This window comes from Streptomyces cupreus, assembly GCF_014257025.1.
In the GTDB taxonomy this organism is placed as follows: Bacteria; Actinomycetota; Actinomycetes; order Streptomycetales; family Streptomycetaceae; genus Streptomyces; species Streptomyces cupreus.
The window spans coordinates 69074-91216 of the sequence record NZ_JACMSF010000037.1 but is presented as its reverse complement, the minus strand read 5'-3'; the positions used below and the strand labels follow the sequence as shown (position 1 = coordinate 91216).

The 22143-nt window shown below is 71.2% G+C and carries 18 protein-coding genes and 1 pseudogene; 13 read left to right on the top strand and 6 right to left on the bottom strand.

All coding sequences use genetic code 11. The features are described 5' to 3' along the window. Positions 1-144 precede the first annotated feature (144 nt). From H4N64_RS29120 to H4N64_RS29110, 3 genes are read left to right on the top strand one after another with little or no spacing between them, the layout of a single operon-like run. Positions 145-870, top strand: coding sequence for a nucleotidyltransferase family protein (locus H4N64_RS29120; protein WP_186285406.1), 726 nt, complete (start codon positions 145-147; stop codon positions 868-870). Beyond that, positions 867-1154 carry a BON domain-containing protein gene (locus tag H4N64_RS29115; RefSeq protein ID WP_186285405.1) on the top strand — a complete coding sequence of 96 codons (288 nt, stop codon included), beginning with the start codon at positions 867-869 and terminating at the stop codon, positions 1152-1154. Before H4N64_RS29120 ends, H4N64_RS29115 begins: the two co-directional genes overlap by 4 nt. Continuing rightward, positions 1151-1930, top strand: coding sequence for a metallophosphoesterase family protein (locus H4N64_RS29110; protein ID WP_186285404.1), 780 nt, complete (start codon positions 1151-1153; stop codon positions 1928-1930). Before H4N64_RS29115 ends, H4N64_RS29110 begins: the two co-directional genes overlap by 4 nt. Before the next feature lie 147 nt (positions 1931-2077). Here the strand turns inward: H4N64_RS29110 and H4N64_RS29105 are convergent, their stop codons facing one another. Continuing rightward, positions 2078-2641 (bottom strand): hemerythrin domain-containing protein, encoded by a 564-nt coding sequence (locus tag H4N64_RS29105; protein ID WP_186285412.1) that lies wholly within the window; start codon positions 2639-2641, stop codon positions 2078-2080. 239 nt (positions 2642-2880) lie between these two features. Here H4N64_RS29105 and H4N64_RS29100 point away from each other — a divergent pair, with 239 nt between their 5' ends. From H4N64_RS29100 to H4N64_RS29080, 5 genes and pseudogenes are all read left to right on the top strand, one after another. Beyond that, entirely contained in the window at positions 2881-4077 is a 1197-nt protein-coding gene (locus H4N64_RS29100; protein WP_186285403.1) for a polysaccharide pyruvyl transferase family protein, read from the top strand. Positions 4078-4119: 42 nt separating this feature from the next. Further along, positions 4120-5574, top strand: coding sequence for an FAD-dependent oxidoreductase (locus H4N64_RS29095; protein ID WP_186285402.1), 1455 nt, complete (start codon positions 4120-4122; stop codon positions 5572-5574). 101 nt (positions 5575-5675) lie between these two features. After that, complete coding sequence (locus tag H4N64_RS29090) at positions 5676-6767, top strand: substrate-binding domain-containing protein (protein ID WP_186285401.1); 1092 nt, start codon at positions 5676-5678, stop codon at positions 6765-6767. 288 nt (positions 6768-7055) lie between these two features. Next, on the top strand, positions 7056-7955 hold the full coding sequence (locus tag H4N64_RS29085; RefSeq protein WP_260860036.1) for an ATP-grasp domain-containing protein: 900 nt from the start codon (positions 7056-7058) through the stop codon (positions 7953-7955). Positions 7956-8007: 52 nt separating this feature from the next. Next, positions 8008-8196: pseudogene (locus tag H4N64_RS29080) on the top strand (peptidoglycan-binding protein); the annotation flags it as partial. Positions 8197-8446: 250 nt separating this feature from the next. Here the strand turns inward: H4N64_RS29080 and H4N64_RS29075 are convergent. The 5 genes from H4N64_RS29075 to H4N64_RS29055 form a co-directional block, all read right to left on the bottom strand. Next, positions 8447-8812 (bottom strand): hypothetical protein, encoded by a 366-nt coding sequence (locus H4N64_RS29075; RefSeq protein ID WP_186285399.1) that lies wholly within the window; start codon positions 8810-8812, stop codon positions 8447-8449. A 364-nt stretch (positions 8813-9176) separates the two neighbouring features. After that, positions 9177-10094 carry an SIS domain-containing protein gene (locus H4N64_RS29070; protein WP_186285398.1) on the bottom strand — a complete coding sequence of 306 codons (918 nt, stop codon included), beginning with the start codon at positions 10092-10094 and terminating at the stop codon, positions 9177-9179. 143 nt (positions 10095-10237) lie between these two features. Continuing rightward, entirely contained in the window at positions 10238-11905 is a 1668-nt protein-coding gene (locus H4N64_RS29065) for a phospholipid carrier-dependent glycosyltransferase (protein ID WP_418896300.1), read from the bottom strand. 92 nt (positions 11906-11997) lie between these two features. Next, on the bottom strand, positions 11998-13935 hold the full coding sequence (locus tag H4N64_RS29060; protein WP_186285397.1) for a phosphatase PAP2 family protein: 1938 nt from the start codon (positions 13933-13935) through the stop codon (positions 11998-12000). A 194-nt stretch (positions 13936-14129) separates the two neighbouring features. Beyond that, positions 14130-15041 (bottom strand): BadF/BadG/BcrA/BcrD ATPase family protein, encoded by a 912-nt coding sequence (locus tag H4N64_RS29055; protein WP_186285396.1) that lies wholly within the window; start codon positions 15039-15041, stop codon positions 14130-14132. A gap of 346 nt (positions 15042-15387) precedes the next feature. On the opposite strand from H4N64_RS29055, the gene H4N64_RS29050 reads away from it, so the two are divergent. The 5 genes from H4N64_RS29050 to H4N64_RS29030 all read left to right on the top strand — a co-directional run bounded on the left by H4N64_RS29050 (position 15388) and on the right by H4N64_RS29030 (position 22025). Further along, positions 15388-16509, top strand: coding sequence for an ROK family transcriptional regulator (locus H4N64_RS29050; protein WP_186285395.1), 1122 nt, complete (start codon positions 15388-15390; stop codon positions 16507-16509). Between the two features lie 272 nt (positions 16510-16781). Continuing rightward, a complete protein-coding gene (locus H4N64_RS29045) occupies positions 16782-18113 on the top strand; it encodes an extracellular solute-binding protein (protein ID WP_186285394.1) in 1332 nt (443 codons plus the stop codon). A 183-nt stretch (positions 18114-18296) separates the two neighbouring features. Next, a complete protein-coding gene (locus H4N64_RS29040; protein ID WP_186285393.1) occupies positions 18297-19274 on the top strand; it encodes a carbohydrate ABC transporter permease in 978 nt (325 codons plus the stop codon). Between the two features lie 36 nt (positions 19275-19310). After that, entirely contained in the window at positions 19311-20189 is an 879-nt protein-coding gene (locus H4N64_RS29035) for a carbohydrate ABC transporter permease (protein ID WP_186285392.1), read from the top strand. 6 nt (positions 20190-20195) lie between these two features. Next, the gene (locus H4N64_RS29030; protein ID WP_186285391.1) at positions 20196-22025 is read left to right on the top strand and encodes a hypothetical protein; all 1830 of its coding nucleotides are present in this window, start codon (positions 20196-20198) and stop codon (positions 22023-22025) included. Positions 22026-22143: the final 118 nt, after the last annotated feature.

Sequence of the window (22143 nt, the reverse complement as noted above, 5' to 3'; positions counted from 1 at the left end):
GGTTGGGTGCGAGGGGGGCGGGCTGTGGCGCCCGGACCCTCGGCGTGAACGCCTGCGCAGCCGGGGTACTCGGAGCCGCATCCCAGTCCGCCCCCGCCCTGGCGGAGGCACTGTCCGGGACCGGCGCGCCGTGAAGGAGAGGCCATGACGCAGAACGGCGACACCCCGGCGCCGACGCGGCGAGCGGTGCTCCCCGAACTCCACCCGGTCTCCGAAGGCGCGGCACAGGAGAGCTCGGCCCCGCCGGAGATCGTCCGGCTGCCGTTGCGTGACATGCCGGACCCCGGCGACGAGGAGCCGCCGAGGGACAGAAGCCAGGCGATCCTGGAGGCGGCCAAGCGGATCGGCGGGCTGCTCAAGCACGGCGGCCACCTGTTCGCCCTCGCCGGTAGCGTGGCCGCCTACGCCCACGGCGCCGGCGCGCGGCTTCAGCACGACGCCGACTTCTGCGTCCGGCGCGAGGACGCCGAAGCCGTCGCCGAGACGCTGGCCGAAGCCGGCCTGACCGTCCGCACCCCGCCCGAGGACTGGCTGATCAAGACCAACTGCCTGGGCCAGGACGTCGACCTCATCTTCGAGCTGGCGCACCGCCCGGTCACCACCGCGATGCTGGCCCGGGCCGAGCAACTCCCGGTCGACTCCGTGCACATGCCCGTCCTCGCCCCGACCGACCTGATGCGGGGCCGCATCGAGGCCTTCTCGGAGCACTACTGCGACTTCGGGTCCGCGCTCGCCATCGCCCGGGCCCTGCGCGAGAAGGTCGACTGGGAGGCCGTACGACGAGACTGCGGGGACCAGCCCATGCCCGCCGCGTTCTTCTTCCTCCTGGAGCGCCTGAACGTCATCGAGCCGCGGAAGGAGGAGCGATGAACCACCCCCACCCCGAGCCCGCTCCCGGCACCGGCAGAGCGCACCACCTCGACTACCGGGTCGCCCATCTCACCGACCACCTGGCGGCCGGGCCCCTCGGCGAACTGGGCGTACGGATCGAGATCCGGGGCGAGGCCGTGCTGCTGACCGGCACGGTCCCCTCCGCCCACTGCCGCGACGAGGTGGTCAGGCTCGCCCGCGAGGAGCTGCCGGACCATCCCGTCCACTTCGACCTCGTGGTCGCGGACGCCTCCGCGCCCGATCATGCCGAGGACCTCCCATGATCCGGGTCGCGGCCGTGGGCGACATCCACCTGGGGCCCGAGAGCGAGGGCGTGCTCCGGCCCTCCTTCGAGACGCTGCCCGCGACAGCCGACATCCTGCTGCTCGCCGGAGACCTCACCCGGCACGGCACCGTGGCGGAGGCCCGGGTGGTCGCCCGGGAGATCGAGGGGCTCGGTGTGCCGGTGGTCGCGGTCCTGGGCAACCACGACCATCACGACGATCGCCCCGAGGAGGTCACCGCCGTACTCCGGGAAGTGGGAGCACACGTCCTCGAAGGAGAGTCGACGGTGCTGGGCCGCGACGGCGCGCGGATCGGCGTGGCCGGTACGAAGGGGTTCGGGGGCGGGTTCGTCGGGCGCTGCGCCGGGGAGTTCGGCGAGCCGATCATGAAGGAGTTCGTCCGGTACTCGCGCCGGTGCGCCGACGCCCTGTGCCGGTCCCTGGAGGAACTCGCCGAGCAGGACTGCGACGTACGTATCGCCCTCACCCACTTCTCCCCGGTGTCCGACACCTTGGCCGGCGAGCCGCCCGAGATCTATCCGTTCCTCGGCAGCTATCTCCTCGCCGAGGCGATCGACACGGCCGGTGCCGACCTCGCGGTGCACGGACACGCCCATCTCGGCACGGAGCACGGTATGACCAGCGGCGGAGTGAGGGTGCGCAACGTGGCCCAGCCGGTCATCGGGCGGGCCTTCCACGTCTACCACCTGCCGGTACGCGAGCGGCGGGCGGCGGGCGCCGACAGGGCTAGGGCGGCGGCGCCGGGAGCCTTCTGAGCCCGCGCGCCCACCGGCGCATGCTCCGATGGACTCCGTCAGCATCGTGAGTGAAGGGCCCGTGTGCCGTGCAGCGCGGTGATCACCGCTCCCCCGTGTTCGCGCCCCGTGCGTGACCGCCGCACAGTGGGACGCACGCGAGGGGCGTCAGTCCTTCTTCCCGCGCCCGCTCAGCGCGTCCCGCAGCCGGTCGACCATGCCCGCACCGGGGGCCAGCAGCTTGTTGGCGGGCGGCGTGTCCGGGGCCGAGGGGTGCGGGCGGGTCGGCGCCGTCTTCTTCGCCATCCGCACCTTGTCGCCGAGGTCGTCGAGAGCGGCGGCGGGACAGGCCGCGCGCAACTTCGGGAAGAGGTTGGCCTCCTCGTCGGAGATGTGCGAGCGGACCTCCGTCATCAACGTGCCGATGAGCCGGTCGAACTCGGGATCGCCGGCATCGCACCCCTCCAGGTCCTTCATGATCTGCTCGGCCCTGGAGTGATCGTCGATCTCCTTGTCGGCCAGCGCATCCCCACCGGACAGGTGATCCCGCACGGCCGGGTAGAGGTAGGCCTCCTCGGCGACGGAGTGCCGCACGAGTTCCATCGTGGCCTGGTCGGCGTACGTCTTGCGGTCCTTGTGTCCGGGCGGCAGCGCCTCGATCTTCGCGAAGAACTCCTCCACCTCGCGATGGTCGGTCACCAGTTCCTCGATCACATTCCCGCCGTGCCCCATGGTCTTCACCTCCAGTGACAGCGGCCCGGACGGGCTCGCCGCGGGCACCCGAGTGCCCGCGCGGCGCGCCCCCACACGGGGTACCGACCGGCTGCCGGACATCGTCTCCGTGACACGGGTACTCGTCACGGAACGGTCCCCTCCGCCGTGGAAAGGACGGGCGACACGGCGGCGCCCATACTGTCCCTACGGGCCACTCCGCCCGGGTCCCCCGCACCTCCTTCGCAAGGGAGTTCCGGATGACCCTCGACCAGTTCCCGCCTGCTCCCGCGCCGGACCTGCGGATCGGCCTGCTCGGTTCCTACGGCGGCTGCAACACCGGCGACGAGGCGATCCTGAAGTGTGTGCTGAGCTGCCTGCGCGCCCACCGCCCGCAGGCGCGGCTCGTCGTCTTCAGCCGGAACGCCGAGCACACCCGCACCCATCAGCCGGCGGCCGACACCGTGGTGGACTGGGAGGGCGTCCCGCAAAAACCCATGCTCGACACCCTGGCCGGCCTCGACCTGCTGGTGCTGGGCGGCGGCGGCATCCTCTACGACGGAGAGGCGCGCCGCTACCTGCGGCTGGTGCGCGCGGCACACGAACGCGGCGTTCCCACCTTCGCCTACGCCGTCGGCGCGGGCCCGCTGCGCGAGGCCGACGACCGCGAGGCCGTACGCACCGTTCTGCCCGCGATGACCGAGGTCGTCGTACGCGACGAGGAGTCCCGACTGGTCCTGGAGGAGGTCGGCGTCGACCGCGACCTCACCGTCACCGCAGACCCCGCGCTGCTGCTGCCGCCGGAGCCCTTCACCGAGCAGATGATGCGGCAGGAGGGCCTGCCCCTGGACTCCCGGCTGGTGGGGATGTCCGTACGAGAGCCCGGGCGGGCGGCCGAGAAACTGGACGAGGACGACTACCACGCCCTCCTCGCCGACGTCGCCGACTTCCTCGCCCGCCGCCTCGACGCACACGTCGTCTTCGTCCCGATGGAACGCCAGGACGTCCGCCACGCCCACGGCGTGCTCTCCCGGATGAGCGCCCCGGACCTGGGCCGCATCCTCAACAACTCCTACAGCCCCGGCGAGATCCTCGGCTTCATGGACCACCTGGACATCGTCGTGGGCATGCGGCTGCACGTCGTGATCTTCGCCGCGCTCACCGGACTGCCCGTGCTGCCGCTGCCGTACTCCGGCAAGGTCTTCGACTTCGCACGCCGGACCGGAGCGCCCGCGCTGGTCGGCGTGGCCAGGGAGCAGGCCGGACTGCTGCTCGCGGAGGTGGACCGGCTCTGGGACGAGTTCCCGCTGCGCCAGGAGGACCTCAAGGCCCGAGTGCGCGGGCTGCAGGAGCGGGCCCGGGAGACCTGTGTGCGGCTGGGGGCCCTGCTGGACTCCCTCGACGGCGGCGCGCGGGCGGAGCGCGCCGATCTGAGCCTGTTCACCCCGGGTTCGTGACCGGCCTGACCGGCGCATCACACGCAGCCGACGGGAGAAGCGATGCCGATCCTGCAACGACCCCAGCCCGACCGCACCGTCACCCTGCCCCCGCGTGCGGCCCGCCACGGCGGGCGCACGGACGTGCTGGTCGTCGGTGGCGGACCGGCCGGCACCGCGGCAGCCTACGCGGCGGCCGACGCCGGTGCCGACGTCGTGCTCGTGGAGCGCTACGGCTTCCTCGGTGGAAACGCCACTGTCGCCCTGGTCATGCCGCTGATGTCCTTCCACAACGAGCGCAAGCAAGCCGTGTTCGACGGCACCGGCCACAGCGGCCGGCTCCTGCCCACCGATCACGGCGAGGGCGACCCCGTGGTGGCGGGATTCCTCTGGCTGCTCCTGGACCGGCTCACCGAGCGCGGGGGTTGCGTTCCGCCGTCACCGGAGACCGGCTACACCGTCCCGTTCGACCCGGAGATCTACAAACTCGTCCTCCTCGACCTGCTCGACGAGGTGGGCGTCCGCATGCTGTTCCACTCCTTCGCCTCCACCGCGCTGCCCCTCGACGACGGCTGGCGGGTGGTCTTCGAGACCAAGTCGGGTCCCGTCGTGATCGACGCGGGCGTCGTCGTCGACGGCACGGGGGACGGCGACATCGCCGCAGCCTGCGGAGCGCCGTACGAGATCGGCCGGCCGGAGGACGGTCTGGTGCAGCCGATGACGCTCATGTTCCGCATCGTCGACTTCCTCCAGCCGCGGTTCACCGAGTACGTGAACGAACACCCCGACCAGTGGCGGGGTGTGCATGGCCTGTGGGACCTCGTCCAGGCGGCCACCGAGGCGGGCGAACTGCGGCTGCCCCGCGAGGACATCCTGTTCTTCGGCACCCCGCACCCTCGCGAGGTCAGCGTCAACAGCACCCGGGTCACCCGCGCGCTCGGCACCGATGTGTGGGACCTCAGCCGCGCCGAGTTCGCCGCCCGCCGCCAGATGGCCCAGATCGACCGCTTCCTGCGCCGGCACGTGCCCGGCTTCGACGACTCGTACGTGGTGCAGAGCGGCGTCCAGATCGGCGTACGGGAGACCCGCCGCATCCTCGGCGACTTCCACCTGACCGGCCACGACATCCTCGCCGCGCGCTCCTTCCCCGACGCCGTCGCGCACGGCGCCTACCCCGTCGACATCCACAACCCGCGCGGCAGCGGCACCGTCCTCAAACGCGTCCCGCGCGGCAGCTTCTACGACATCCCGCTGCGCTGTCTGCTGCCCAGGGACACGGACCGGCTGCTGGTCGCCGGGCGGTGCATCTCGGGATCGCACGTGGCCCACTCCTCGTACCGCGTGATGCCCATCGCGATGGCGACCGGGCAGGCGGCCGGAGTCTGCGCCGCCCTGTCGGTCCGGCTCGGCCGCGCCCCGCGTCAGGTGCCCTACCACCTCGTCCAGCGCACCCTGCGCCGCCAGGGCGCCCACCTGCGCCTGGAACCGAGGGAACCCCTGCGGACCGGGTCGGACTAGAGCTGTGCTCGACGCCCAGCGATCGTATTGAGCGCAAACGATCGATACGATTGGGGGCGTAGAGTGAGCGCTCTTGATCACGCCACTGTCCCGGGGGAACCATGCGACTCCATGTCGACCAGCGCCATGAGCGTGTGCTCGAACTCGTCCGCGAACGGCGCAGCATCCGGGTCGCCGAACTCGCCGCCGAACTCGGCGTGTCCGCGGTCACGTCGAGGCGGGACGTGGAGGCGCTGGCCGCCCAGGGGCGGGTTCATCGGCTGCACGGTGCGGTGGTGTGGCCAGAGGAGACGGCGGTCGAACCGCGCGAGCGTTCGGAGAGCGCCTCGGGCGCGGTGATCGGAATGATCGTGCCGACCACCAACTACATCTTCGCCGACATCGTGCGCGGTGCCCGGGAGGCCGTCGCGGCCCAGGGCGGACGGCTGGTCCTCGGAGTGTCCGGGTACGTCGACGCAGAGGACTCGGTCCAGGCCGGACACCTCATCGCGGGCGGGGCGGAGGGACTGCTCGTCGCGCCCAGCTGGTTCGGGGGCGTACCGGAGGGCGGTCAGGAGAAGTGGCTGCTGGAGCATGGCGTCCCGGCCGTGCTGGTCGAACGCTCGGCCCCGCCCGGCAACCCCGCCGCCGTCCTGGACCGGGTCCGCACCGACCGCGCCCACGGCGCCGCCGTCGCCGTCGGCCACTTCGCCTCTCTCGGCCACCGCAAGATCACCGCCGTGCTCCAGGAGGGCCCGCACGCCACGCAGATCTCCGCCGGATTCCGGGCTGCGGTCGAGGCCCTCGGGCTCGACGTCGACATCGACGCCCCCGCGGTGCGCGAGCACGGGGACTACGAGGCGAGCGTGGACCATCTCGTCGACGCGGTGCAGAAACGGGACGTCACGGCGGCGTTGGTGCACAGCGACGAGGACGCCATCGTGCTGGTGCCGCGGCTCCAGGCCGCCGGTGTACGGGTGCCGGACGACCTGGCGCTCATCGCCTACGACGACGAGGTGGCCGGCATGTCCGATGTCCCGCTCACCGCGATCGCCCCGCCCAAGCGCTCGGTCGGGGAACTGGCCGCCAAGCTGCTGCTGCAGCGGCTGGTCGAGCGCCGGACCGGACAGCAGCCCGGCCCCGGTCAACACCTCGATCTGCTCCCCGTGTTGAGGATCCGCTCGTCCTGCGGCGGCGAAGCGATCAATCAGTGAGCGTTACGTTCGTTGTGCGATTGCACCCTCGGCGTGGACCCCGCCGCCTGTCTCGCCGTGGAGGACTCGCCCACGGGTGTCGCCGCCGCCGAGGCCGCTGGCTGCCGCGTTCTCGCCGTCCGTCGTGCACTCCGATCGAGCCTGGCCCGCGGCACACGGTGCGTCGAGGCCTCGCGGGAATCGGCAGGCGGGAGCTGAGGTCGGCGGGCCTGTGACGCCGTAACCCGACATTGTTCGGTGAACACCGGCGTGCGTACGATCGCCTCCCGCCCGCCCCGAGGAGCCCGTATGCCGTCCGCCCGCCGCCGTCTGCTGTACGTCACCGACCTGGCCTATCCGGCTCGCGGGCGCCGGTACTGCGACGAGGACATCTTCCTCACCTCCCGGCTGCGCGAGGACTTCGACCTCGCGCTGTGTCATCCGCGGGAGGCGGTGGCGCTGATGGACGGCTTCGACGCCGTCGTCGTGCGCAACAGCGGGCCGGTGCTGGAGTATCCGGAGGCCTACGAGGCCTTTCGCAGGCGCGCGGCCGATACCGGGGCGCTCGTCTACAACGAACTGTCCGGGCGGGGCGACATGGCGGGCAAGCAGTACCTGCTCGATCTGACCGCCGAGGGTTTCCCGGTCATCCCGACCGTCGACCGCCCCGAAGACCTGCACCGGCTGCCCGTGAGCGAGCGGTACGTCGTCAAGCCCAAGCTCGGCGCGGACTCGATAGGCCTGGAGATCGTCTCCGGCGAGCGGGCCCGTGAGATGGCCGACGGCAGCGTCCTCGTCCAGCCGTGCGTGGACTTCTCCTACGAGGTCTCCTTCTACTTCGTCGACCGCGACTTCCAGTACGCCCTGTACGCCCCGGACCCGGAGCGACGCTGGGAGCTGCAGCCGTACGAACCCACCGGCGCCGACCTGGAGTTCGCCGGGCGCTTCATCGACTGGAACTCCCTCGGCCACGGCATCCAGCGCGTCGACGCCTGCCGTGCCCCGGGCGGGGAGCTGCTGCTGGTGGAGTTGGAGGATCTCAACCCGTATCTGTCGCTGGACGCGCTGAGCGAGGAGCGGAGGGACGCCTTCGTCGTGGCGATGAAGGCGTCCCTGCACGGGACGCTCGCAAGTGGGGCGGCGCGGAGCGCCGCCGCATCGCTTCGGGGGGCCTCCCACGATGGAGCCGCGCTCAGCAACCAGTGGTGACGGATTGACCAACGAGTCGTCATGACGGCGCTTGCCAGCAGCCATCGATCAAACGCAGCGCCTGCTGGGCGTCCCGGACGTCTACGTCCCCGGCTCCACCAGCGGCCGCTACGACGCCACGCTCACCGAGGCTGTGGCCCGCTTCCAGCTCTGGTACGGCATCAGCGGCGACGAGACCGGCGTCTACGGCGACGACACCCGCCTCGCACTGGAGTCCCGCACGGCGGCGTTCGGCAACTGACGCTGCCCGGCCGGGCCTCTCGAACGCCGGGCAAGGGGTACGGAAAACGGCACGGACGACACGGCAGCGGGCGTCAGCATGGGCAGCGGGGCCCACGTCCCCCCGCCCGGCCGCTCCGACCCGAAGGCCCTCCCCGATGAACGGCTCCCGCATTCCGGGCCTGGTGCTGCCCGCCGTGTTCCTGCTGGCCCTCGCCGTGGGCGCCGTCTGGTACTGGCGGCACCGCCACGACGACTGACAGGGAGGGGTGTCAGCGGCGGTCGGCCAGAGCCTGGGAGACCGCCCGCACACTGCGCGCGATGTGCTGCAGCTGCATGACTTCCGCCGCGTACAGCTTGATCGTGTGCTCGATGACCGACTCGGGCATGCCGAGCGCGGGAAGGTCGGCCCGGGCGGTCTGCAGCGCGGTGCGGGCGACCCGGATCTCCTGCTGGACCTGGATCTGGGCGTGCCGGGCGAGCAGGACGGGGTGGCGGATCAGCGCCGGGTAGCTGGCGTAGCGCGCCGGCACCAGTTCGCGCAGCCACTTGGCGGCCGAGCGCTCCCAGTCGTAGGTGCCTGGCGTCTTGACCTGGCAGGGCCAGTCCGACGTGATCCGCGTGGTCATCAGGGTCATGGTGATCGCTTCCGGTGTGCGGCGTCGTGAGGGTGGTCCGACGAGGTCTGGGCGGCCCCGGCCTAGGGGATGACCGGGGCCGCCCGGCCGAACACCCTGGGCGCCGACGCGGGTAGGAGACGGCGGCTGAGGGTGCCCGTCGCGGAGCCCGCGGGGCTGACGGCGTGCGCACGGCGGATGGGGTGACGTGCGCAGAGCGGACCGTCGGCCTTGTGCGGGCGGGTGCGGCGTGGAGAAGTATTTATATATGCCGTCCGCTTTGCAAGACGTATGAAAACATTCATGCTCGAAAAGGGGTGGATGGTGCCCCTGTCATCCGGTTTGGCGGCAGTGACGGGGGAGCTTGCGGAGCCCCGGGCCCGGTTCAGTCCCTGAGGAAGAACTGGTGCTGGTCGGAGATCTGCTCGTACTCCTCAAGACGCCCCTGGGTGCGCTCGGGATCGGCGTCGGTCATGGCCTGGAGCAGCGCGGCGGCCATCACGCCGGGCGCGGCGTAGGAGTCGAAGACCAACCGGGATCCGGTGCCGGTGGCGAAGACGACGTCGGCCGCGTCGGCCACCGGTCCGAGCGCCAGGTCGGTGACGAGCGCGACCCTGAGCCCGGCGCTGCGCGCCACCCGCACGGCCGTGAGCGTCTCCTGCGCGTGCCGCGGCATCGAAAACGCCAGCACCCAGGTGCCCCCCGCCTCCCGCGACTGCAGCAGCGCGTCGTAGGCGACGCTGCCGCCCCGCGTCACCAGCCGGACGTCCGGGTGGATACGGCGCGCGGCGTAGGCGAAGTACTCGGCCAGCGACGCCGAGATGCGCAGGCCCAGGATGGTCAGCGGGGTCGAGCGGGACAGTTTGCGGCCGACCTCGATCACCTGGTCGGGGTTGCCGAAGTCGCGCCGCAGGTTCTCCAGGTTGTCGATCTCGGCGTCGACGGCCGCCTGGAGTTCGTTGCTGCTGTTCTCCTCGGCCGCGCCCCCCGCCAGGGCGCCGAGCGCGATCGACTGGAGCTTCTCCCGTAGCGCCGGGTAACCGCTGAAGCCGACCGCGCCGGCGAAGCGGGTGACCGAGGGCTGGCTGACCCCGACCCGCTCGGCGAGATCGGTGATCGACAGGAACGCGGCCTCGGTGATGTTCTCGATCAGGTACTGGGCGATGCGCCGCTGCCCCGGAGACAGATGGGGCCCGTCGAAGAGCGCTCTGAGCTGGGAAGTCGGGGAGGCCTCCGCCTCTGAAGCGGTCTTCCCCGAGGTGATCGCGGATGCCTGTGCGCGTGTCTGCTGCGGCGATGGCACCGGTGCGCCTCCTTTGTCTTCCACAGTGCTTCAACATAGCTCACACACTGTGTTGACCAGGAGGTTGAAAGCGGGCCTGGGAAGGGGGGAGGGCACATCCGGAGTGGTGGGGCGTGCGTGACACGGTGGAGCGATCACTACGTTCACCTGCGATAAATGGTGATCGAGTGGCCGACCGTATCGATCGGACGACTGCTGTCGATCAAATCGGCCAGGTGTCCGGTCGCCTTGGCCACCGACGTGTCCGACACGACCAGAAGACCGTGCACCTCCCGGGCGGGCACCGTACGCGGGTCGGTGGCCTCGATGCCGTAAGAGGACGGCACGCCACTGCCCTTGTACACGAGCCAGATCCGCTCACCCTCGTACCGCTCACGCAGCCGGTCCGCGAGCCGGCCCAGGTCCTGCCCCCAGTCCACCGCCGCGTCGTGCAGCCGCAGATGAGTCTTCGCCGGCCCGCCGAACGCCTCATTGGAGTACGGCAGATAGTAGGGAAACGTCCGCAGTGAGCTGACCGCCACGAACACCACCAGCGCCGCCGTCACCGCCACCGCGCGCACCCGCACCCGGCCGCTTCCCACCACCAGGACGCAGCCCGCCGCCACCGCCAGGAACATCGGCACGAACACCGCGTACCGCGTCCCGAAGTCCCGCGACCCCTGCATGGCCGCGGCCAGCAGCACCGCCGTGGGCACGAGCAGATACGGCGCCGCGGGTCGCAACCGCCGTACCCACAAGACCGCGACCGCGCCCGCGATCCACAGCACCAGCATCCCGAGCGGTGTCTTCACCAGCAGCGCGGCCGGCAGGTAGTACCAGAGCGAGCCGGTGTAGAGCCGCCCGAACAGGAACCCCTGCCACGGCTGGTCCTCGAAGCCGAACTGGATCCGCATCCCGTCCCGGTACGCCTCCGGGAACGGCAACAGCTCGACGGCCAGGCCCCGCAGCCCGTGCACGACGGGCACTCCTTGCTCCGGCGCCCAGCGCAGCCGCGGATCGACCACCAGGTACGTGGCCCATACGACGGCCACCGCGACCAGCGCCACGACGGCCGCGCCCACGGCGGCTCGCCTCAGCGCCACGCGGCGGCCCAGCCCCGACGCCCCCCACCACACCGACGCCGCCGCAAGACCCATCAGCACCGGCACCGCGGGCAGCGCGCTCATCTTCGTGGCCAGGGCCGCCCCGAGCGCCGCCCCGGCGAGGGGCAGGTACAGCCGTGGCCGCAGGCGCGCTCGCCACAGCAACCACACCGACGTCAGCAGGAAGCCCGCCGCCGGTACGTCCAGGGTGGCCAGCGAGCCGTGCGCGATGAGGTCGGGGGAGAAACAGTACAGGGCGAGGGCGGTCAACCCGGCCGCCGGACCGGCCAGTTCGCGCGCGAAGGCGAAGACCACCAGCCCGAACAGCAGCGTCAGCACGATCACCGGCAGGCGTGCGTACAGCATCAGCCGCCACGGGTCGTTGCCCGACTCGTACAGCAGATGCCGCCCGACCTGGCCCTGGTCGCCCTCGAAGGAGGCGTCGTAGCGCGGATCGGCGAGCGCCGCCCCGGCTCCCACGACCAGCTTGCCCAGCGGGGGATGCTCGGGGTTGAGGCGCAGGCTGTGCTCGTGGAGGTGGACGGCTGCCGTGCCCACGTACACCGGCTCGTCGATGGTCGGCGTCTGTTGCACGGCCGTCGTCACCATCGCCACCGCCATCTGGGCGAGCAGGACGACCACCAGCAGCGGCACGAGCCAGGGCCGACGAGGCGGTTGCGGCGACTCAACGGCCACGGGGCGGGTGTCCAGGAGTTCGCGTGCCATCATCCGCCCCGCGGCGCGAGTGGCCGCGCGGTGGCGGGAGGGGTGCTGCGGCGCCTCATGCGCCAACTGTGCACCAGCTCCCGCCACCGGGGGCGTCACCGCTTCAGGAGTCGTACCGACAGACCTTCCGTCGTGTAGACGGGTACGGCCCGCAGACGGTCGGAGTTCAGCTCGATCCGGTCGAACTGGCCGCGCAGCGCCGGGGCGTGCAGCACCGGCACCGTGCTGCCCATGGCCGGCGGCCGCTCGGTGTCCAGGTGCAACGAGAGGGTGCTGCCCCGCTCCAGCCGGGCGCGCCGCTTCACCCAGAGCGCGGGCGTACGCCCGGCGCGCAGCGTCAGCTCAAGCGTGCCCGCGTCCTGGACGTAGCCGCCCTCGACCCGTGTCGCCGTGGCCACCCGCAGGGTGCCGCTGTCCGCCACCCGGACATCACCGCGGCCCAGCGCGCGGGACGAACCGGCGACGAGGACACCGTCCTCCACCACGGTCCCGCCGGCGTAGCGGTTGTCGCCGGTCAGCGTGAGCGTTCCGGTGCCCCGCTTGGTCAGTCCGCCCTCACCCTCGATGTCGTTGCGCCAGCTGTCGGCCGCGTGGAAGCCGCCGGCCGCCGCGTCCAGGGCGACGGTCACGTCGGTGTCGAAGGCGCCGTAGCCGTCCGCCGCGGCGAACAGGTTCAGCCGCCCCCACTGCTCGAAGCCGTCCAGCAGGACGTACCCGGAGGGCAGCGCGGTGCTGGCCAGCACCGCGCGCCGCTGCCCCGCGTCCAGGTAGGGCAGCCGCGTCTCCAGCAGCACCTCCGCGCCCTTGGGCACGGTGAGCGGGAGGTCGCGGCCGTGCCGGGTGAGGATGTACGTCAGACGGGGGCGCACGGAGCGGGCGTTGGTGTCCCGGTCGGCGTACGGGTCGGTGTCGGCGTCGGCCGAGTGGGCGTAGGCGTACAGCTCGTCGGCCGTCTTGCCGGTCCGTGCCTGGAAGTACGCGAGCGCCTGGGCGCGGGCCGCGGACTTCAGCTCGGCGTTCGCCGGGTCGGCCAGGGCGGCGGCGGCCAGCGCGGTGGCCATCACCCGGCCGCCGATGACGTCGACGGGGGAGTGCATACCGGCCACGATCCGCATGTCGGCGAGGGCGAAGGCGTGCGTGACGAGCTCCTGGAAGCGCTCGGGCACGGCGTACGCGAACGCCAGGGACGCCAGGTGCAGGGCGTTGGTGTGGCCGCTGGGGAAGCCGCCGTCATCGGCCGGGTTGGTGCTGCGCTGGCGCAGCAGCTGCGGGGCGACGACGACCTCGGAGTCGTACACCGGGTAGCCGAGGGCGTCCTTCTGGCCGGTATCGACGACCTGGCTGTCCTCGTTCATGCGCCACGGACGCGGGTACTGGTAGGCGAACTTGGCCGGGTTGCCGGAGGCGAACGGGCCGCGCACGGTGTCGACCAGCTGGGCCACCTTGCCGAGCTCCGAGCTCTGCGAGCCCGCGCCGAGCGCCGATCCGGCCGGGGCGCCCGCGGGCACGGCGTCGCTGACGGTGGTGGCCGGCGTGCCGTCGGGAGCGCTGGTGATCGAGGTGACCGCCTTGGCGCCCGCCCGGTACAGGTCGGCGAGGGGTCCGAGGCCTGCGATCATCGCGTAGCTCTGGTGCTGGCGGTCGACGATGAACGCCTGCTTCGCCTGCTCCGCCGTCCGCGTGGTCGTGACGCGCACGCAGTGCCGCACGTTGGCGCGCAGCACCTCGGGCAGCAGCGGGGTGCCGGTGTTCCAGGCGTCGCCGGTCTTCCACACCTCGGCGAAGCCGCCGAGGATCCGGACCACGGCGTTGGTCTCCGGGGTGAGGTTCGCGACGACGTTGGTGCGGTAGTCGTCGACGAACGCGGCGGCACCGGCGGCGGCCTTGGCGTCGGCGGCGGCCAGCCAGGTCACAAACGTGGGCGCGGCCAGCACCCCGGCCGAGGCGACCAGGGACGTCCTGAGGAAACCTCTTCTGTTCAGGGCGGCTTCACTGGCCGACGCGGGGGACCGGTGCCCGGCGGTAGACGGCATGCGACTGCCTCTCTGGAGGTCTTCGGCCGGTTCGGCCGGGAGGGGATCGAAGTGAGCGACTCGACTGTTGTGCGCGCCTGATGACCGTGTGCACGGATGGCGGACGGTTCGCGCGCAGGGGAGATCGAGTCGTACGAGCGAAGATCTACGGGCGAGTTGTGTCGGTCGCGGGAGCACTTGGCGACCGGCGCATGTCAGAGAAGTGAACTAGAAAGCGCTATCGCCCCGGTGACCGGGGGCACTGTGAGCGGCTTCGGCCGGGCGTGCGGCACGCTTTCCGCGAGCGCGGAGACGAAGGCGTCGTACAGCGAGGGCTGGGCGAGGATCGTGCCGCCCGCGACGACCACGTCGTCCACCAGGACCCCGCGCGTGGCGAGCCGCCGGACGAGCCCGGCGAGCGACCGGCCGCCCCCGGCGACCACGGCACGCGCGAGCGAGGAGCCCGCCTCGGCCGCCGCGAACACCATGGGAGCATGACCGCCCCACTCGGCGGAGACGTCCTTGGCGGACTCCAAGGCGGACCCCAGCGCGGGGACTTCGGCGACCTCGAAGGAGGCGAGAAGCCCGGCGGCCAGCGCGTCGGGCTTCTCGCCCCGGTCGTGCGCCGCCCACACGGCCCGAACGGCCTCACGGACCAGGCCGGCCGAGCCGCCCTCGTCGCCGAGGACCGCGCCCCAGCCGCCGACCTGCAGGGCGGTGCCGTCGGCCAGCCGGCCGACCGCGACGGAACCCGTGCCGGCGACCAGGCCGACGCCCTTGTCCAAGCCCGCGGCCGGGACGAGCAGTTCGGCGTCGCCCACGACCAGCGCGGGCGCGTCGAAGTGCAGTTGCAGAGCGGTACGGATCTGCGCGCACTGGCGCGGTGTCTCGCAGGCGTGTCCGCCGACCGCGACGGCGGCCGGGCGTCTGCCGCTCGGCAGGGCCTCGGCGACCAGCGCGGCGAGCCAGCCGGCCGCGGCGACCGGGTCATGCGGCCGCCAGCCGCTGCTGCTGCTGCGGACGCGGTCGGCGACCAGGTCCGCGCCGGCGACCGCGCGCAGATGGGTCTTGGTGCCGCCCACGTCGATGCCGACCACGAGTGGGGACAGGAGGGAAGCGTCCTGCACGGATTCTCTTTCGTCGTTGCAGCGATCTGCGACGGCGGGCGAACCGTGCCTGGACAGGGAAGCCGACACCTGGCGAAGGTGCCGCGGACCGAGGCGCGCACCGCGGTCAGCGGTGGCGTCGACCCCGCGGGAGAAGTCGATCGGGAAGCCTCGGGACAGGCTTCTGACGAGTGCGGCAGGCGAGTACCGCCGGAGTTCGTTAGGAAGTTAACTAACGAAGTAGGGTGCGTCAAGAGGAGCGGAAATCCCGGTACTGATTGCCGGGTTCTCCGAGCACCCGACGCCGAACGATCCTTGCGGCCGGCCGGATCCACGCCGGACGGCCACGGCACGACCTGGGGAGACCATGGAGCTGAGCGAGAGCGCGCGTGCGGTGTTCGCCGTGCTGGCCGGGGCGAGCGCCGCCACCCGTCCCCGGCTCGCGACGGAGGCGGGACTGTCGAAACCGACCGTGTCCTCCGCCGTGGCCGAGCTGGAGGCCGTCGGGCTCGCGGCCCACTCCGGCACCGCGTCCGGCGCCACCGGCCGCTCCGCCGCCGTCTACCGGCTCGGCCCGGCCGCCGGCGCCGTCCTCGCCGTCGACCTCGGCCCCGACCGGACCCGGGTACGCGGCTGCGCCCTCGACGGCACCTCGCTCGCCGAGGGCGACGGCCCCCGCGCCGAGGCCGCGGACACCGTCCGTACGGTGCTCGCCGCGCTGCCCGCCGACGCCCCGCTGCGCGCCATCGTCGTCGCCGTCGGCGATGTGACCACCCGCGACCGGACCGGCACCGGCATGCGCCCCGCGACCGCCAAGGCGGGACCCGTGTACGACGCCATGGCCACCGCCCTGCCCCCTGGCGTCCCCGTCCACCTGGAGAACAACGTCAACTGCGCCGCGCTCGCCGAACTGCACGAGGGCGCGGCCCTCGGCCGCGACACCTTCGGCTACCTGCGGATCGGCGTCGGCATCGGCCTCGGCATCGTCATCGGCGGCCGGGTGCTGCGCGGTGCCAACGGCGCGGCCGGCGAGGTCGCCCGCCTGCCCTACCCCTGGGACCAGGGCCGCGAACCGCGCCGCGAGGCCCTGGAGGAACACATCGGCGTACGGTCCCTGCTGCGCCGTACGGCCGAAGCCTGGCGGGACACCGACGGACCCTGCCCGCGCACCGCCGAGCGTCTCTTCGCCCTCGCCGACGAGGGCCACGCCACCGCCAGAACCGTGGTCGCCGGGCACGCCGCCGACATAGGCCGGCTCGCCGCCGCCGTGGTCGCCGTACTGGATCCGGGCCTGATCGTGCTCGGCGGCGCCGTCGGCGCGCACCCACAACTCCTGTCCGGCGTGCGGGCCGAGCTGGCCGAGCTGAGCTGGCCCACCGACGTCGTCAGCAGCGCCCTCGGCGACAGCGGCACCGTCGTCGGGGCCACCCGGCTCGCGGTGGCCCGCGGAATCCAAACCGTGACCGGCGGGGACCCGGGCAGGCATTGACGGACTCCGGCCGCTTCTGCCAATGTCCGGACAAGCGCTTTCTGAACCGGCGGGACCCGGTTCAGGGCGGGGCACCGAGCCGTACGACACGTACGGCGAGCCGGACGAGGGCGTGCTCGTCCGGACACGGCTGGGACGACGGCCGTGCACCCCCGCCCGCCAGGGCCGCGCGACCGGGCGAGGTCGCGGCAAGCCGGGAGGCGCCATCCACAAGGGATCCCGAGCCGCATCGGCCGGCGGGCGATCCGTCACGCACATCCAGGGAGGACCCGGTGGGTCACCAGATCTCGCGCAGAACCCTCTTCCGCACCGCGAGCGGCCTCGCCGTCGCCGGCACCCTCGGCGGCGCCCTCAGCGCCTGCGGCGGCGGCACCGGCGCCGGCAGCACCAGCAGCGACCTGACCATGACCTGGTGGGGCAGCGACGACCGGCACGCCGCCTACAAGAAGGCGCTGGCCTCCTTCCAGAAGGACAACCCCAAGATCAAGATCCGGGAGACCTACTCCGGATACGACGGGTACTTCGACAAGTTCAACACCAACATCGCCGGCGGCAGCGCCCCCGACCTGCTCCAGATGGACACCGCGCTGGTCGCCCAGTACGCGCGCAAGGGCGTCCTCGCCCCGCTCGACTCCTACGTCGGCAACAGCCTCGACCTCACCGGCTTCTCCAAGACGCTCCTCGCCGCCGGCACCGTCGACGACAAGCTCTACGGCGTCCCCTCCGGCATCGGCGTCAACCAGCTCACCGTCAACCGCAGCGGCCTGGAGGAGCTGGGCCTTCAGCTTCCCGACCGCGAGTGGACCTGGGCCGACCTGAAGAAGATCGCCACCGACGTCTACAAGAAGAGCGGCGGCAAGACCTACGGCGTCGACGACGGCGGTGGCGGCACCCTCCAGGCCTTCGAGGTCTTCGCCCGCGAACACGGCGAGACGTTCTTCTCCGACGACGGCAAGAAGCTCGGCTTCACCCCCGACACCCTCCAGGAGTGGTGGGAGTACTGGGCCGACATGCGCAAGGCCAACGCCTCCCCGCCGCCGGCCATCACCTCCGCCGCGCACAACGACCTCACCAAGAACGCGGTCGTCATCGGCAAGGCCCTGTTCACCTTCGACTCCGGTGTCTACGGCGCAGGTGGCTCCATCACCGACGCGCAGCTGGACTTCCTGCCCACCCCGCAGGGCGACTTCTCCGGCGCCCGTGAGGGCAACTTCGTCAACGGCGGTGTACTGCTCAGCGCCACCAAGGCGAGCAAGAAGGTCGCCGACTCGGTGAAGATCATGGACTTCTTCGCGCAGTCCGAGACGGCGATCAAGGACATGCAGTTGCTGCGCGGCATCCCGCCGACGGAGAAGGCCCGCAACCTGATCGCCTCGGGGCTGACCGAGACGGACAAGTTGAACATGGAGAACGCGGACTACATCGCGCAGCGGGTCTCCAAGGCGAGCAACGCCCTGCCGGCGCCGGTGCCGCCGCCGCAGGGGGCTGATCAGATCTGGGATCTGCTGTTCCAGTCGAACCTCGCCGTTGCCTTCGGCAAGAAGTCGATCAAGGCGCAGCTCGGTGAGTTCTTCGATCAGGCGGCGGGAATCCTGGGCGGGTAGCTCCGCCGGACGTGCCGTGGAAGGCCGTCGTTTGTCTGCGGGTTTCGTCGTGGCTGGTCGCCCCAGCGGGGCGGAGCCGCATATGGACACAGCCCCGCGCCCCTGTCGGGGCGCGGCAGCGACCCGGCGCCTTCGAAGCATCGCGACGCTGAAGTACCGGGAGAGGGTCAGGGAGAGATGAGTATGACCACCGCGCAGACCGACGAGGTCGTCAAGGAGCAGGGTGCTCCTGTGACCCCGTCCGACCAGCGGGAGCGCGACCGCATGCGTCGGCGGCTCGCCAGACGGCGGGGCGGGGGCTGGTGGCCGTATCTCTTCCTGGCCCCCTGGTTCGTGGGCCTGTTCGGGCTGACGATCTACCCGATGCTCGACTCGCTCTACCTGTCCTTCACCAACTTCGACCTGCTCACCCCGGCGCAGTGGGTCGGGACGGACAACTACGAGCGGATGTTCACCGACGACCCGGTCTTCTGGGACTCGGTGCACGCCACCCTGGTGTACGTCGTGGTGTCCGTGCCGCTGAAGCTGGCGCTCGCGCTCGGTGTGGCGATGCTGCTCAACCGGGATCTGAAGGGCATCGGCCTGTACCGTGCCGCCTTCTATCTGCCGTCGCTGCTCGGCGGCGCGGTGGCCATCGCCATCGTGTGGCGGCAGGTCTTCGGCGGGGACGGTCTGTTCAACGACTTCCTCGGCTGGTTCGGCATCAAGGGCCAGGACTGGATCTCCAGCCCCGACACCGCGCTCTACACGCTCGTCCTGCTCGCCGTCTGGCAGTTCGGCACCCCGATGGTCATCTTCCTGGCCGGCCTGAAGCAACTGCCGAAGGACGTGTACGAGGCGGCGGCGATCGACGGCGCGAACTCCGTCACCCGCTTCTTCCGGATCACGCTTCCGCTGCTCACTCCGATCGTCTTCTTCAATGTGGTCCTTCAGATCATCGACGCGTTCAAGACGTTCACCCCGGCGTTCGTGATCAGCAACGGCTCCGGCGGACCGCTCAACTCGACCATGCTGTACTCCCTGTACCTGTACAAGAAGGGCTTCACCGACCTCCAGATGGGATACGCCTCGGCGCTGGCCTGGGTGCTGTTCCTGGTCATCGCAGGCTTCACGGCGGTCAACTTCATCGCCGGCCGCTACTGGGTCCATTACGACGACTGACGCCGCCTGACGTCTGAGCGAGGAGTCCTTCATCCCATGTCCGCAATCACCCCGAACGCCTCGCCCCTGGCGAAGCTCCGCTCGGCCACGGGCAGCCGCCGTATCTTCATCCACACCGTGCTCATCGGCGTCGCGGTCGCCATGCTCTACCCGCTGCTGTGGATGCTCAGCAGCTCCCTCAAGCCCGACACCGAGATCTTCACCCACCCAGGGCTGATCCCGAACGCGCTGCGGCCCGAGAACTACTCCGAGGGCTGGAGCGGCTCCGGCAACTCCTTCTCGCTCTACATCACCAACTCGCTGATCGTCACGATCGGCGCGGTGATCGGAAACGTCATCTCCTGCTCGCTGGCCGCCTACGCCTTCGCCCGTTTCGAGTTCCGCGGCAAGAAGATCTGGTTCGGCCTGATGCTCGGCACGCTGATGCTGCCCACCCAGGCGGTGCTGATCCCGCAGTACACGATCTTCTACAACCTGACCTGGATCAACACGTTCCTGCCGCTGATCGTGCCCAAGTTCCTCGCGGTGGACGCCTTCTTCATCTTCCTGATGGTCCAGTTCATCCGCTCCATCCCGCGCGAGCTGGACCAGGCGGCGATGATGGACGGCGCGAACCCCCTCCAGATCTACTGGAAGATCATCCTGCCGCTGATGAAGCCGGCCCTGATCACCACGACCATCTTCACCTTCATCTGGACCTACGACGACTTCCTCCACCAGCTCGTCTACCTCCAGCAGAACGACAAGTTCACCGTCCCCCTGGGCCTGACCCTCTTCCTGGACCAGACGAGCGGCTCCTCGTACGGCGCGATGTTCGCGATGTCGACACTCGCCCTCCTGCCCACGCTCATCTGCTTCCTCATCTTCCAGAAGAGGCTGGTCGAAGGCATGGCCACGTCGGGAATGAAGGGCTGAGGACATATGCATCTCCCGCGCCAGCGCGGCCCGTTGCACCATCTGCCGGACACACCGGAGGCATACGACGCGGTCCTCGCGGATGTCGTCGAGCAGGCCCTGGCCCGTCTGATGCCCGCGGGCAACCTGGAGCACCCCGACTGTGTCGACGACATCGGGGACACCTCGCTGGGCGTGACCTCGCTCCTGGCCCTCGCCCACCAGCGCACCAAGGACCCGCGTCTGCCGGAGGCGGTGCTGCGCAGCCTCCGCTTCCACCTGCGCGAGCGCGTGTACACCGAGGACAACCCGGGCTACCCGAACCTGAAGGTACGCAAATCCGGCTTCCCGTACGCCCGTTACGTACTGGAGCCCGGGGCGCACCCGATCGGGGACTGGCCGAGCACGGTGTGGGCGCTGCTCCAGCTGGTGAATGTGCTGGACGTGACGGACGGCCTCATCGACGACGAACTCCGCGCGGAACTCGCCGAGTTGGGCCGTGGGTACTGGCGCTGGCTGACGGAGGCGACCTTCTTCAACCCGCAGGAGGCGGGAAACCAGGCGATCGGATGTGTGGTGGGCGGCCTGATGCTGGCCGGACACCTCCCCGCGGAGGAGGCCGAGGCGGTCCGCAAGCGTGCGCTGAGCCTGTACGCCGACGAGATCCGCGCCCACCGGGTACGCGACCGGGGCGCACTGCTGCCCCCCGAGCACGGCGGCGCGTACGACAACAACTACGGCCCGATCTCCCTGTCCTTCCTGGCCCAGGCCCACCGGGTTAGCGGCGAGGACGTCTTCGCGGAGGACGGCGACACCCTCGCCCGCTACATCGACGCCCGCCTGACCACCGGCGGCTTCGACATCGGCGGCCCCCGCTACAGCGAACAGCACTCCGGCTTCGAGTCGGTGCTCGGCCTGCGCTACTTCGGCCGCCGTATCGGCGCGGACATCGGCCGCTACCGCGGCGACACCGGCTGGGGCCGCCACGCGGTCAAGCCGGACGGCGGCATCGACGGCCACTTCGCCTTCATGCTGGTGTGGCAGATCCAGGACACGAAGCCGTGGCATCGCACGCCCTCCGAGAAGCCGTCCCGCCACCAACTCCGGGCGGGGAGCGTGTCGGTGGCCTTCGACAGCCGTATGACTCCGTCGCTGGTCGAGGCGGCGGGGACGTATGTCCTCCCGGCCGCGGTGAACCGCCAGCACGGCTTCGGCCCCGTGGTGGACGGCTTCCTGCTGTGCCGCCCGATGGGCGAGGTCCGCGTCCGGGACGTACGCGCCGAGGGCCTGGCGGCGAAGCTGGTCACCAAGCCGGTCGTGGGCCGCGACCACGTCCTGCGCCATGTGCGGTCGCTGTACGTCACGGACGGCACGAGCCTGTGGCTGACGGTGGCCGTGGAGAAGCTCCCCGGGACGCCGTACCTGCTGGCTGGTCTGCCGTACGCCGCAGACGACGGTGACCGGGTGCGGAGAGTGGCGACTGCCGAGGTGACAGCGGCGGGCGAACTCCGCCTGACCCACCCCGAGTCGGACCGCCCGGACCACTTCGACGCCCGCGCGGAGACGACCCAGGAGTTGGCGGCCTTCGCGCTCGCCGCCGACCCGCGTGGCTACGGCAACCCTGACGAGGGCTGGAGCCACCTGGTCGCGTCCACGGCGCTGGAGGCGGGCCCGGCTCCCGGGGCCCCGGAGGACCTGCATGTGTTCGCGGTGCGGTACGGCGGGCAGGGCCCGTTCGCGCCGGAGTTCGAGCAGACGCGGGACGGCCTGGCCGTACGCGCGGAGAGCTTCACGGCGCTGATCGGCGAGCCGGATGGCGACGCGACCGGTGACCCGCCACTGACGCTGCACGCATAGATCACCACGAGAGGCCGAGCAGCCCCACCCCGCTGCTCGGCCTCATCTTTTGCGTCACTCAAGGACGAGCGCGATCTCCATGGGTTGAACCCTGGGCTCCGCCTTGTGGGGAGAGAAG

Coding starts and splice junctions, on each gene's coding strand:
- H4N64_RS29120 (WP_186285406.1), top strand. CDS start 145: ATGACGCAGAACGGCGACACCCCGGCGCCGACGCGGCGAGCGGTGCTC.
- H4N64_RS29115 (WP_186285405.1), top strand. CDS start 867: ATGAACCACCCCCACCCCGAGCCCGCTCCCGGCACCGGCAGAGCGCAC.
- H4N64_RS29110 (WP_186285404.1), top strand. CDS start 1,151: ATGATCCGGGTCGCGGCCGTGGGCGACATCCACCTGGGGCCCGAGAGC.
- H4N64_RS29105 (WP_186285412.1), bottom strand. CDS start 2,641: ATGGGGCACGGCGGGAATGTGATCGAGGAACTGGTGACCGACCATCGC.
- H4N64_RS29100 (WP_186285403.1), top strand. CDS start 2,881: ATGACCCTCGACCAGTTCCCGCCTGCTCCCGCGCCGGACCTGCGGATC.
- H4N64_RS29095 (WP_186285402.1), top strand. CDS start 4,120: ATGCCGATCCTGCAACGACCCCAGCCCGACCGCACCGTCACCCTGCCC.
- H4N64_RS29090 (WP_186285401.1), top strand. CDS start 5,676: ATGCGACTCCATGTCGACCAGCGCCATGAGCGTGTGCTCGAACTCGTC.
- H4N64_RS29085 (WP_260860036.1), top strand. CDS start 7,056: ATGCCGTCCGCCCGCCGCCGTCTGCTGTACGTCACCGACCTGGCCTAT.
- H4N64_RS29075 (WP_186285399.1), bottom strand. CDS start 8,812: ATGACCCTGATGACCACGCGGATCACGTCGGACTGGCCCTGCCAGGTC.
- H4N64_RS29065 (WP_418896300.1), bottom strand. CDS start 11,905: ATGATGGCACGCGAACTCCTGGACACCCGCCCCGTGGCCGTTGAGTCG.
- H4N64_RS29060 (WP_186285397.1), bottom strand. CDS start 13,935: ATGCCGTCTACCGCCGGGCACCGGTCCCCCGCGTCGGCCAGTGAAGCC.
- H4N64_RS29050 (WP_186285395.1), top strand. CDS start 15,388: ATGGAGCTGAGCGAGAGCGCGCGTGCGGTGTTCGCCGTGCTGGCCGGG.
- H4N64_RS29040 (WP_186285393.1), top strand. CDS start 18,297: ATGACCACCGCGCAGACCGACGAGGTCGTCAAGGAGCAGGGTGCTCCT.
- H4N64_RS29035 (WP_186285392.1), top strand. CDS start 19,311: ATGTCCGCAATCACCCCGAACGCCTCGCCCCTGGCGAAGCTCCGCTCG.
- H4N64_RS29030 (WP_186285391.1), top strand. CDS start 20,196: ATGCATCTCCCGCGCCAGCGCGGCCCGTTGCACCATCTGCCGGACACA.